10 protein-coding genes are annotated in these 11,631 nt (G+C 50.6%); 5 read left to right on the forward strand and 5 right to left on the reverse strand.

Annotated features, from left to right (window positions below; all coding sequences use genetic code 11):
• Together ahpF and ahpC are read right to left on the reverse strand one after the other, a co-directional pair.
• Positions 1-1,566: an alkyl hydroperoxide reductase subunit F gene (gene ahpF / locus FDX03_RS01190; protein ID WP_048212318.1), complete on the reverse strand. Its 1,566-nt coding sequence runs from the start codon at positions 1,564-1,566 to the stop codon at positions 1-3.
• A 187-nt stretch (positions 1,567-1,753) separates the two neighbouring features.
• On the reverse strand, positions 1,754-2,317 hold the full coding sequence (gene ahpC / locus FDX03_RS01195; RefSeq protein ID WP_002894394.1) for an alkyl hydroperoxide reductase subunit C: 564 nt from the start codon (positions 2,315-2,317) through the stop codon (positions 1,754-1,756).
• A 374-nt stretch (positions 2,318-2,691) separates the two neighbouring features.
• On the opposite strand from ahpC, the gene dsbG reads away from it, so the two are divergent.
• The 4 genes from dsbG (at position 2,692) to FDX03_RS01215 (ending at position 6,553) form a co-directional block, all read left to right on the forward strand.
• Entirely contained in the window at positions 2,692-3,438 is a 747-nt protein-coding gene (gene dsbG, locus FDX03_RS01200; protein ID WP_048212319.1) for a thiol:disulfide interchange protein DsbG, read from the forward strand.
• 225 nt (positions 3,439-3,663) lie between these two features.
• Positions 3,664-4,596: a LysR family transcriptional regulator gene (locus FDX03_RS01205; RefSeq protein ID WP_137345366.1), complete on the forward strand. Its 933-nt coding sequence runs from the start codon at positions 3,664-3,666 to the stop codon at positions 4,594-4,596.
• Positions 4,597-4,727: 131 nt separating this feature from the next.
• The gene (locus FDX03_RS01210; protein ID WP_115643726.1) at positions 4,728-5,951 is read left to right on the forward strand and encodes a phosphoadenosine phosphosulfate reductase; all 1,224 of its coding nucleotides are present in this window, start codon (positions 4,728-4,730) and stop codon (positions 5,949-5,951) included.
• Positions 5,936-6,553, forward strand: coding sequence for a ParB/RepB/Spo0J family partition protein (locus FDX03_RS01215; RefSeq protein ID WP_048212322.1), 618 nt, complete (start codon positions 5,936-5,938; stop codon positions 6,551-6,553). The genes FDX03_RS01210 and FDX03_RS01215 overlap by 16 nt, the downstream gene beginning before the upstream one ends.
• Positions 6,554-6,566: 13 nt before the next feature.
• On the opposite strand, the gene FDX03_RS01220 is transcribed toward FDX03_RS01215, so the two are convergent.
• A complete protein-coding gene (locus FDX03_RS01220; RefSeq protein ID WP_137345367.1) occupies positions 6,567-7,727 on the reverse strand; it encodes a pyridoxal phosphate-dependent aminotransferase in 1,161 nt (386 codons plus the stop codon).
• A 132-nt stretch (positions 7,728-7,859) separates the two neighbouring features.
• On the opposite strand from FDX03_RS01220, the gene FDX03_RS01225 reads away from it, so the two are divergent.
• Positions 7,860-8,948 carry an oxidoreductase gene (locus FDX03_RS01225; RefSeq protein WP_137345368.1) on the forward strand — a complete coding sequence of 363 codons (1,089 nt, stop codon included), beginning with the start codon at positions 7,860-7,862 and terminating at the stop codon, positions 8,946-8,948.
• Between the two features lie 98 nt (positions 8,949-9,046).
• Here the strand turns inward: FDX03_RS01225 and FDX03_RS01230 are convergent, their stop codons facing one another.
• The gene (locus tag FDX03_RS01230; RefSeq protein WP_005123469.1) at positions 9,047-9,244 is read right to left on the reverse strand and encodes a YbdD/YjiX family protein; all 198 of its coding nucleotides are present in this window, start codon (positions 9,242-9,244) and stop codon (positions 9,047-9,049) included.
• Between the two features lie 63 nt (positions 9,245-9,307).
• Positions 9,308-11,413: a pyruvate/proton symporter CstA gene (cstA, locus tag FDX03_RS01235; RefSeq protein ID WP_016152202.1), complete on the reverse strand. Its 2,106-nt coding sequence runs from the start codon at positions 11,411-11,413 to the stop codon at positions 9,308-9,310.
• Positions 11,414-11,631: the final 218 nt, after the last annotated feature.

Below are 11,631 nucleotides of genomic sequence, written 5' to 3' on the forward strand. Positions count from 1 at the left end.
TTATACGGTTGTGGTGCGAATCAGATAATCAAACGAGCTCAATGATGCTTTGGCACCTTCGCCAGTCGCAATGATAATCTGCTTATACGGTACGGTGGTGCAGTCTCCGGCCGCGAAAACGCCCTTCACGCTGGTCTCGCACTTGGCATCAATGATGATTTCACCCATGCGGTTACGCTCAACGGCGCCTTCCAGCCAGTTGGTATTTGGCAACAGGCCAATCTGCACAAAGATACCCGCCAGTTCCACATTGTGGATATCACCGCTGACGCGGTCACGATACTCCAGACCGGTGACTTTACTGCCGTCGCCTTTCACTTCTGTGGTTTGCGCATTCAGAATAATGTCGACGTTTTTCAGACTGCGGACTTTATTCTGCAGAACCTGATCGGCTTTCATTTCCGGGGCAAATTCCAGCAACGTCACGTGCTCGACGATACCCGCCAGATCGATAGCCGCTTCAACACCCGAGTTACCGCCACCTATCACCGCGACACGCTTGCCTTTAAACAGCGGGCCATCACAGTGCGGACAGTAGGTTACGCCCTTGGTGCGATACTGATCTTCACCCGGAACATTCATGTTGCGCCATTTTGCACCGGTAGCAATGATGATGCTGCGTGCTTTCAACACCGCGCCGGAAGCCGTTTCAATCTGATGCAAACCACCTTCCTGAGCTGCCGGAACCAGTTTGCTCGCACTCTGGCTATCAATAACATCAACATCGTAATCATCAACATGTGCTTTCAGTGCGCCAGCCAGTTTCTGGCCTTCGGTTTTCGGTACAGAGATGTAGTTTTCGATATCAACGGTATCAAGAACCTGACCGCCAAAGCGTTCGCCCATCAGACCGGTGCGAATACCTTTACGTGCAGAGTACACCGCAGCCGCTGCCCCGGCAGGACCCGAACCGACGATCAGCACATCGTAAGCATCACGCTTATTCAACTCTTCCGCTGCGCGCTTTTCTGCACCGGTATCCACTTTCGCTACGATTTCGGTCAGCGTCATACGACCCTGGCCGAACTCTTTGCCGTTCATATAGACCGCCGGTACGCCCATGACGTTACGATCGGTAATTTCGTTCTGGAATGTACCGCCATCAATCGCCGTATGCTTGATACGCGGGTTAAGTACAGACATCAGGTTGAGCGCTTGCACCACATCCGGGCAGTTATGGCAGGAAAGCGAATAATAGGTTTCAAACTCAAAGTCCCCGTCGAGGTCGCGGATCTGCTCCAGCAGTGACTGTGCCTCTTTTGACGGATGACCGCCTGTCCACAACAGCGCCAGAACCAGAGAGGTAAACTCATGCCCCAGCGGAGAACCGGCAAAGCGCGGCCCCTGGTGAGAACCAGGATTGGTAATCAGGAACGATGGCTTACGTACGGCCAGAGTATTGTCTTCTTTAAAGGTGACTTTTTCTGACAGTTCAGCAATTTCAGTCAGCAGTTCCTTGATTTCTGCCGATTTAGCGCTGTCATCCAGCGTAGCAATCAGCTCAACAGGTTTGGTCAGTTTCTCAAGATAAGCCTTGAGCTGGGTTTTCATATTTGTGTCGAGCATTATTCTTCCCTCTCTGAAAACATCATCATGCAAGCCGAATTCGCGGGGCCGCATCAATGCAACTTGCGTCATGGTGCTGGAATGAAATGGGCGCGTCTGCGCCCATTGATTGCCGGGTGGCACTTCGTTTACCCGGCCTACGGTTTCGTAGGCCTATGCAAGCGCTGCGCCGCAAGGCAAAACAGACTTAGATCTTGCCGACCAGATCTAAAGATGGCGCTAAGGTCGCTTCGCCTTCTTTCCACTTAGCCGGGCAAACTTCACCTGGGTGGGAAGCGACATACTGTGCAGCTTTAATTTTGCGCAGCAGGTCAGACGCATCACGGCCGATACCTTCAGCGGTAACTTCGATTGCCTGGATGATACCCTGCGGGTCAACAACAAATGTTGCACGGTCAGCCAGACCTTCATCTTCACGCATGTTGTCGAAGTTACGGGTCAGGGCGCCAGTCGGGTCGCCGATCATCGCATATTTGATTTTCGCGATGGTTTCAGAGCTGCTGTGCCATGCTTTGTGAGTAAAATGAGTGTCAGTGGAAACAGAGTAAACGTCCACACCCAGTTTCTGCAGTTCTTCGTAATGGTCAGCAACGTCGCCCAGCTCGGTCGGACATACGAACGTAAAATCAGCCGGGTAGAAGAAGAAGACACTCCAACGACCTTCGGTATCTTTCTCGGTTACTTCGATGAACTCACCGTTTTTGAACGCCTGGTTTTTGAAAGGTTTAATTTTGGTATTAATCAAAGACATCTGTACTTCCTCCGTGTTTTCGTTGAGGGATAAGTTAACGAAAATCATTGATAAGGGCTAATGCGTTTCCTTTATCAAATCAATAAGCGTTAACTAACAACCGACTCAACCGCATGGTGTAAACCCTATTCTAAAAGTAAAAAAGGCTCCCTTTGCAGGGAGCCTCATTACCCGAGTTACCCGCAAGTAACTTCAGTGCCAGCAGAACTGGCTATGTGTTGCGCTCTACATTACCTTAACCAAGGTCGTAACAGCGATTGGGATTACATCACCCAACTACCGAAAGGGCAATCGACAGACTGTCGATCTTACCTATGGCTGCGATAGGTTTTGCAACTTAACTCCCTTTCCTTCTAATTTTATAAGGAAAATCAATGTTTAAACGTACATTACTCTTAGCTCTGCTCCCTGCAGTCGTCCACGCTGAAGAGCTTCCTGCCCCCGTGAAAGCGATTGAGAAACAGGGCATTACGATTCTGAAGTCGTTCGACGCCCCGGGAGGCATGAAAGGTTATCTGGGCAAATATCAGGACATGGGGGTCACTATCTATGTGACGCCTGATGGAAAACAGGCGATCTCCGGCTATATGTATAACGAGAAAGGTGAAAACCTGAGTAATGCGCTGATAGAAAAAGAGATCTATGCCCCTGCCGGGCGCGAGATGTGGCAACGCATGGAAAAAGCGTCGTGGATTCTGGATGGCAAAAAAGACGCGCCAGTTATTGTGTATGTGTTTGCCGATCCCTTCTGTCCCTATTGTAAACAGTTCTGGCAGCAGGCGCGCCCGTGGGTGGACGCCGGTAAAGTCCAACTGCGCACGTTGCTGGTTGGCGTAATAAAACCCGAAAGCCCGGCAACCGCTGCGGCCATTCTGGCAAGCAAGGACCCCGCTAAAACCTGGCACGACTATGAAGCCTCCGGCGGCAAAATGACGCTGGCACTGCCAGCAAACCCGCCTGCCGAGCAAATGAAGACGCTGAATATCAACCAAAAACTAATGGACGATTTAGGCGCCAATGTCACGCCCGCCATTTATTACATGAGCAAAGATAATACCCTGCAACAGGCAGTAGGTTTGCCCGATAAAGAGAAGCTGGATATTATCATGGGAGCCAAATAAATATACGCAACGAATGATTGATATTATTTTCATATCAATCATTCTTCTTTTCTATATCAATTAACCCGTTAGCACTTTTTACCGAAAAAATAACCCTGCCTGTGCTATTTTAAGTAGTAGTAAACTATTCATTAAGTTTTACATGTATATGAAACGATGATGCATTAAAACTCATACATAACAAAATGAAATATTTCACAACTAAACTAAAACAGGAATTAGCGTATGGCTAACCTTTACGACCTCAAAAAATTCGATCTGAACCTGCTGGTTATTTTCGAGTGTATCTATCAGAATCTGAGCATAAGCAAAGCCGCCGAAACGCTGTTTATTACCCCCTCAGCCGTTAGCCAGTCGCTACAAAGGCTTCGCACTCAATTCAATGATCCTTTGTTTATTCGGGCAGGGAAAGGCATTACGCCTACCGTAACGGCGGTCAATCTACACCATCACCTTGAGAACAATCTCAACAGTCTGGAAGAAACAATAAATATCATGCACAGCTCCAGTCTGAAGAAAAAATTCGTCATTTACAGTCCGCAAATTATCAGCAATGCCTACATAAGTGAGTTAATTAAATCTATCAGGGAAGACAAATATGTTGAAATTGAACATCGTGATATTCTGATAACATCGGAAACCGCTGAAGACTTACTCGCCTACCGTAAAGCGGATGTTGTCATCACGACATCACCGATCGTTAACCGCTCAATTATATGCACCCCATTCAGGACAATTGAGACCGTATTGGTCTGTGGCAAAAACCACCCCAGAATAAATGAAAAAACAACGTTAAATGAAATACTGGAAGAACAGTTTTCGTGGTTTCTCTCTGACGATGCTGGTGTAAAAGAGTACCAGTCGGAAACAAATGCTTTTCTCGCCAATCGTAAAACTGGGTTCTCTAGTGATTCACTGATGTCAATTATCAACATTATATCCATTACAGATATCATTGGTTTCATTCCTAAATCAACCTTTGAATTATATTCATCATTATTCAATTTAAAGAAAATCAAAACAGATATTAAGCCACCATCAATGAATCTATTTTTAATGTACAACCGGGCCTCACTTAACAACAAAAACTTTGAGAATTCCATAGCAAAAATAAATAAAAAAACCGAAAAAAGCGACACACCAAAGAACTATGCATAAACTAAATAAAAAAAATTTTTAAATACATTAAGTGAATGTATTTAAAGGTTGCACGCTTCGTAAATTGGCATATCTTATTCAAAGTATACATTAGAGATGTTACTCTTTTATTCTTTCAGTATGGACTTGCTATGTCTGTTTACAAAATCCCTCTGAGTCAGAGCGTGCTGGAAGCCGCTCAGGAACGCATTACCTGGACTTTGGAAACACTGCCTCGCGTGTGCGTTTCACTGTCTGGAGGGAAAGACTCCGGGCTCATGATGCATCTCACCGCCACTCTTGCACGCCAGTTACATAAAAAAATAAGCGTATTGTTTATTGACTGGGAAGCCCAGTTCTCTTGTACTATCGACTATGTTGAAGCGCTACGAGAACACTATTCTGACGTTATAGAACGTTTTTATTGGGTAGCAATACCGCTCACCACCCAAAATTCTCTCTCACAATTTCAACCGGAATGGCAGTGTTGGGAACCCAATACACAATGGGTGCGGCAACCACCAGCAGATGCGATTACCGATCCCAGTTTCTTTCATTTCTACCAACCCGGCATGACCTTTGAACAATTCGTTCGTGAGTTCGCTGACTGGTTTTCAGAAAAACGTCCTGCGGCAATGATGGTGGGCATCCGTGCCGACGAGTCATATAACCGTTTTGTCGCCATTGCCCATTCACGTAAGCAACGTTTTGCCGATGACAAACCGTGGACTACCGCCGCACCGGGAGGACACACCTGGTATATCTATCCAGTGTATGACTGGAAAACAGCCGATATATGGACATGGTTTGCGAAAACAAAAATGCCATGCAACCCCCTGTATAACCTGATGTACCAGGCCGGCGTGCCAACACGATATATGCGCATTTGCGAACCCTTTGGCCCGGAACAACGCCAGGGACTGTGGCTGTATCATGTTATTGAGCCACAGCGATGGGCAGCCATGTGCACCCGGGTTAGCGGCGTTAAAAGCGGCGGAATATACGCCGGCCATGACAACCATTTTTACGGCCACCGGAAAATATTAAAACCTGAGCATTTAAGCTGGCAAGCGTACGCCATGCTGCTATTAGACAGCATGCCGCAACAGACCGCAGAGCACTACCGCAACAAAATCGCCGTCTATTTACAGTGGTACAAGAAAAAAGGGATCGATAATATTCCTCAAAGCCAGGAAAACGATATTGGTTCTAAAGATATCCCTTCATGGAGACGGATCTGCAAAGTACTGCTGAATAATGACTACTGGTGTCGGGCACTCTCATTCAGTCCCACAAAAATGAAAAACTATCAGCGTTATAACGAACGTATGAAAACCAAACGCCAGGAATGGGGGATCTTATGCAACGACGACTAACTCAGGAACTCACCGGTTTTCTTTCTGGCCTTTCAGAAGAAGAACGAATTGAAGCAATCAATGAATTCAGGATGGCAATCCATAGCGTCAGCCCTTTCCGTGAAGAACCGGTAGACTGCGTTCTGTGGATCAAAAACAGCGCTATTTCGCCAAATGATTACAACCCAAATAACGTTGCGCCGCCGGAGAAAAAGCTACTGCTGAAATCCATTGAAGCCGATGGCTTCACACAACCGATCGTCGTGGTTCAATCAACCCCGGAAGAATATGAAATCGTCGACGGATTCCATCGACATGAAATCGGCAAAAACAAATCATCACTAAAATCACGCCTGAAAGGTTATCTGCCCGTTGCCTGTCTGCAACGCGGGCGTCATGAGCGCATGGCGGCGACAATCCGCCACAATCGTGCCCGTGGGCGGCATCAAATCCATGCCATGTCGGAAATCGTTCGTGAATTATCACAATTAGGCTGGAGCGAAGAGAAAATCGGTAAAGAACTGGGGATGGATAGCGACGAAGTCTTACGTCTGAAGCAAATCAACGGTCTGCAAGAGTTATTTGCCGACCGTCGATTCTCCAAAGCCTGGACGGTGAAGTAGCGAAATCGCGTCACTACAGCGTAACCAGGCGTTCTGCCGCTGCCAGCAGCGTCGATTCTTGCTTAGCAAAACACAGGCGAATCAGCTTATGTGGGAAAGGATCGGCGCAGAAAACGGACAGCGGTATCGCCGCCACGCCGACCTCTTTAGTCAGCCATTGGCAAAACTCCACATCGTTGAGATCAGAAACAGCACTGTAATCAATCAGCAAAAAGTACGTCCCTTCGCAGGGTAGTATTTCCAGCCGACTGTCACGCAGCGCATTCACCAGCACATCACGTTTTCTCTGATAAAACGCGGGCAGCTCACGGTAGTGCGTCGGATCTTCGCGCAGCATATCCGCCAGCGCCAGTTGTGCCGGCGTGTTGACCGAGAAGGTTAAATACTGATGGACCTTACGTAACTCCGCGCTGATAGCCGGTGGCGCAACACAGTACCCCACTTTCCAGCCCGTCATATGATAGGTTTTGCCAAATGATGAAACGGCAACTGCGCGCGCCCTTAGTTGCGGATGCGCCAGCACGCTGGCATGCCCATGCGTGGCAAAACAGATATGCTCGTAGACTTCGTCACTGACAACATAAATCTCATGCCGGTTAATAGCCTGCCATAACGCCTCAAAGTCCGCCTTCTGCCATACCGTAGCCGAGGGGTTATGCGGTGTATTTAGGATCACCAGCCGGGTGCGGTCACTGATTAGCGCAGCAAATTCCTGCCAGTCGACGCGAAAAGACGGCGGTTGCAGCGCGATGCGTTTAACCTCGCCGCCGGATAATTCGATCGCGGGCGCATAGCTGTCGTAGCTCGGGTCAAAACAGATCACCTCATCGCCAGGCCGTACCAGTGCCGTGATCGCGGCGTACAATGCTTCCGTTGCCCCCGCAGTAACGGTCACTTCGCTATTTGCGTCGGGTCTATAGCCGTACAACTGCGCGGTTTTATCCGCAATGGCCTCTCGCAGCGGCTGTACGCCCGTCATCGGCGCATACTGGTTTGCGCCATGCGCGACGTGATACGCCAGACGTTCTTGTAAAAAGAGTGGACCATCAAAATCAGGAAATCCCTGCGAGAGGTTAATGGCCTGGTGCTGCTGCGCCAGCGCGCTCATTTGCGTGAAAATAGTGGTGCCCAGATTAGGCAGTTTGCTTTGCGGAATCAGCGGGTTATTACTCATTATTGTTATCCCAGCGTGTAATGTTGTGGTTGAAGCCACTATAGCACGATGCTAGTATTTGGCAATCAAGACGTTCAGACGTCTATATAAAAATAACCTGCCTGGACAGGACAGCCAAAAGGACAACACAACATGAGTAATACCGAGATTCGCGTCGTCACCGGCCCGGCTAACTATTTTTCCCATCGCGGCAGCCTGTCGAGACTCAACGATTTTTTCACAAAGGATCAACTCTCACGCGCCGTCTGGGTATATGGTGAGCGCGCCATCAATGCAGCCCGGCCTTATCTGCCAGAGGCCTTTCATCTTGCCGAGGCTAAACACCTGCTGTTTACGGGTCATTGCAGCGAAACCGATGTTACTCAACTGGCAAAAGAGTCGGGAGAGAATCGCAGCGTGGTGATTGGCGTGGGCGGCGGGACATTGCTCGACACCGCCAAAGCACTGGCGCGCCGCCTTGGTTTACCCTTTGTGGCAATCCCAACCATTGCCGCCACCTGTGCTGCCTGGACGCCGCTGTCCGTGTGGTATAACGATGCAGGCCAGGCACTGCATTTCGAAATTTTCGATGATGCCAATTTTTTGGTACTGGTAGAGCCAGAGATCGTGCTTAATGCGCCAGACGCGTATTTGCTTGCTGGTATCGGGGACACGTTGGCGAAATGGTACGAAGCGGTTGTGCTCGCCCCACAGCCTGAAACCTTGCCGCTGACTGTACGTCTTGGCATCAACGGCGCATTGGCGATCCGCGACGTTCTCCTTCAGAGCAGCGAGCAGGCGCTGGCAGATAAGCAGCGTGGTGAACTGACCCGTGCGTTTTGCGACGTGGTGGATGCGATCATTGCTGGCGGTGGTATGGTCGGCGGTCTGGGCGAGCGCTACACCCGCGTGGCGGCGGCGCATTCTGTTCACAATGGCCTGACCGTCCTCCCACAAACAGAGAAGTTTTTACATGGCACTAAAGTGGCGTACGGCATCCTGGTGCAGAGTGCGTTGCTGGGACAAGATGCTGTGCTGGCGCAGTTAATTACCGCCTATCAGCGCTTCAATTTGCCAACCCGGTTGGCTCAACTGGAAGTGGACATCCAAAACCGCGCCGAAATCGATAAGGTGATTGCGCATACCCTGCGCCCGGTGGAGTCCATTCACGCGCTGCCGGTGAAGCTAACACCGGAAACACTGCGTGCGGCATTTGAGAAGGTAGAGACGTTTACGGTGTGACTATGGTGCAGGTTGCCTGATGGCGGCTTCGCCTTATCAGGCCTACGGCCAATGCAATGTTGTAGGCCGGATAAGCGTTAGCGCCATCCGGCAAAAAATCAACAGCACTTCGCGCCACCTTTCCCCCCATAGCGCGCATCCTGGCGCTCGCGGAAAAATTCTTCGTAGGTCATCGGCACCTGGTCCGGATGCGTGACGCGCATATGCTCGACATAGTTGTCATAATCCGGCACACCAATCATCAATCGGGCGGTTTGCCCTAAATATTTCCCGGCTTTAGAGAGCGTTTCAAACATAGTGGTTTCCTGTCGTACAAACGCCCTCCCCGTTCAGGAGAGGGCTCATTGGTTAAGAGAATATTAGTGCGCGCCTTTCGCCTGCGCCACGATCTCTTCGACATTCTCAGGCATCGGCTCGTACGGCGTCTCTTTCGACGTTGGTTTGTCCTCTTTCAACGCTGCCAGCGCAGTTTTGATAGAGAACAGACCCAGCACCACCACGACCACCATGAAGAAAATGGTAAGCCCCGCATCCAGGCGGTTGTTAAATACCAGTTGCGTCAGCTGCGACTGGGTGTACTGCGCCGGAATGTTACCGCTGTCGATCATCGCCTGGAATTTGTTGGCGATAGCCAGGAAGCCGATTTTTGCATCCGGGCTAAACGCTTTCTGCCAGCCAGCGGTCAGGGTACAAATCAGCAGCCAGGCGGTTGGCACCAGCGCCACCCATGCGTAGCGTTGACGTTTCATCTTGAATAGCACCACCGCACAGAGCATCAACGCCATACCGGCCAGCATCTGGTTGGCGATACCAAACAGCGGCCACAGGGTGTTAATACCGCCCAGTGGATCCACCACGCCCTGGTGCAGGAAGTAACCCCAGGCCAGTACGCACAGCGCCGTCGCCAACAGGTTCGCTGGCAGCGAATCGGTACGTTTCAGCCCTGGTGACACCACGCCCAGCAGATCCTGCAGCATAAAGCGCGCGGCGCGCGTACCGGCGTCTACTGCCGTCAGAATAAACAGGGCTTCAAACAGAATGGCGAAGTGATACCAGAATGCCACATCCATCATGCCACCCAGCGCACCGTGCAGAATATACGCCATGCCCACCGCCAGCGTCGGCGCGCCGCCTGCGCGGGAGATAATGGATTGTTCGCCGACATCGTTCGCGATCTGATGCAGCGTATCAGGCGTGATAACAAAGCCCCAACTGCTCACGACCTGTGCCGCTGACGCAACCACATCGGTGGTTCCGGCAGGTGCCAGTACCGCCATCGGGCTGTTCATCGCAAAGTAGACGCCCGGATCGATAACACAGGCCGCTACCAGCGCCATAATGGCGACAAAGGATTCCATCAGCATCCCGCCATAGCCGATAAAACAGGCCTGACCTTCATTCGCCAGCATCTTCGGCGTGGTGCCGGAGGCAATCAGCGCGTGGAAACCAGAGACTGCGCCGCAGGCGATGGTAATAAACAGGAACGGGAACAGGTTACCGCTCCAGACCGGGCCGGTACCGTCAACAAACTTGGTCAACGCAGGCATGGTCAGCGTCGGGCGCATGATCAGGATCCCTACCGCCAGACCCACAATGGTGCCGATTTTCAGGAAGGTAGAAAGGTAATCGCGCGGTGCCAGCAGCAGCCAGACCGGCAGCACGGCAGCCACGAAACCGTAGCCCACCAGCATCCAGGTCAGCTGTACACCGGTAAAGTCAAAATAAGGGGCCCAGGTAGGACTCTCCGCCACCCAGCCACCGGAAATAATGGCAAATACCAGGAACACCAGACCGATGACCGACACTTCGCCAATGCGACCCGGGCGCAGATAACGCAGGTAAATCCCCATAAAAATCGCCAGCGGGATAGTGAACGCTACGGTGTAAGTTCCCCACGGGCTGTGGGTTAGCGCTTTCACGACAATCATCGCCAGTACCGCGAGGATAATCACCATGATCATAAAACAGGCCACCAGCGCAATGACGCCTGCCGTTGGGCCCATCTCTTCTTTCACCAGTTCGCCAAGGGAACGACCATCGCGACGGGTAGAAACAAACAGCACCATAAAGTCCTGCACCGCGCCGGCCAGCACTACCCCGGCGAGCAGCCAGATCATCCCCGGCAGATAGCCCATTTGCGCCGCCAGCACCGGTCCAACTAACGGACCCGCTCCGGCAATCGCTGCAAAATGGTGACCAAACAGTACTTTTTTATCGGTGGGAACATAGTCCAGACCGTCGTTATGACGTACGGCTGGCGTCATACGCGTCGGGTCCAGCGCCAGTACATTTTTCGCGATGTACAGGCCATAGAAACGGTAAGCGATAAGGTAGACACAGACCGACGCCACGACTATCCACAACGCGTTGATCTGTTCACCACGGTTTAATGCGATATAGCCGAGGGCAAATGCTCCCATTACGGAGAGCACTGTCCAGACGAGGTACTTCCCTGATTTGTTCATAGTTGTTATCCGTTGTCCGATCCAGAGAGATGTTACATTTTGTTTCTATAACATCTTTTCTGAATTTAACAACCTGACAACCATACAAACCCGAAGTATCACTGAGTATTTACATTGCATTGTTAACTGGATCACTTCATTTACCTGTTAACCCTGCAATTTCATTTTACTTTGCCGGGTGACTTCACCCCATCACCGCCGTGCCTAAACGGCAGGTG

The organism is Citrobacter sp. wls827 (genome assembly GCF_005280875.1).
Lineage (GTDB): Bacteria > Pseudomonadota > Gammaproteobacteria > Enterobacterales > Enterobacteriaceae > Citrobacter > Citrobacter youngae.

Bases quoted from the DNA above. Each gene is read 5' to 3' on its own strand.
- ahpC (WP_002894394.1), bottom strand. From the start codon at position 2,317: ATGTCTTTGATTAATACCAAAATTAAACCTTTCAAAAACCAGGCGTTC.
- FDX03_RS01220 (WP_137345367.1), bottom strand. From the start codon at position 7,727: ATGAGTAATAACCCGCTGATTCCGCAAAGCAAACTGCCTAATCTGGGC.
- dsbG (WP_048212319.1), top strand. From the start codon at position 2,692: ATGTTTAAACGTACATTACTCTTAGCTCTGCTCCCTGCAGTCGTCCAC.
- FDX03_RS01205 (WP_137345366.1), top strand. From the start codon at position 3,664: ATGGCTAACCTTTACGACCTCAAAAAATTCGATCTGAACCTGCTGGTT.
- cstA (WP_016152202.1), bottom strand. From the start codon at position 11,413: ATGAACAAATCAGGGAAGTACCTCGTCTGGACAGTGCTCTCCGTAATG.
- FDX03_RS01225 (WP_137345368.1), top strand. From the start codon at position 7,860: ATGAGTAATACCGAGATTCGCGTCGTCACCGGCCCGGCTAACTATTTT.
- FDX03_RS01230 (WP_005123469.1), bottom strand. From the start codon at position 9,244: ATGTTTGAAACGCTCTCTAAAGCCGGGAAATATTTAGGGCAAACCGCC.
- FDX03_RS01210 (WP_115643726.1), top strand. From the start codon at position 4,728: ATGTCTGTTTACAAAATCCCTCTGAGTCAGAGCGTGCTGGAAGCCGCT.
- ahpF (WP_048212318.1), bottom strand. From the start codon at position 1,566: ATGCTCGACACAAATATGAAAACCCAGCTCAAGGCTTATCTTGAGAAA.
- FDX03_RS01215 (WP_048212322.1), top strand. From the start codon at position 5,936: ATGCAACGACGACTAACTCAGGAACTCACCGGTTTTCTTTCTGGCCTT.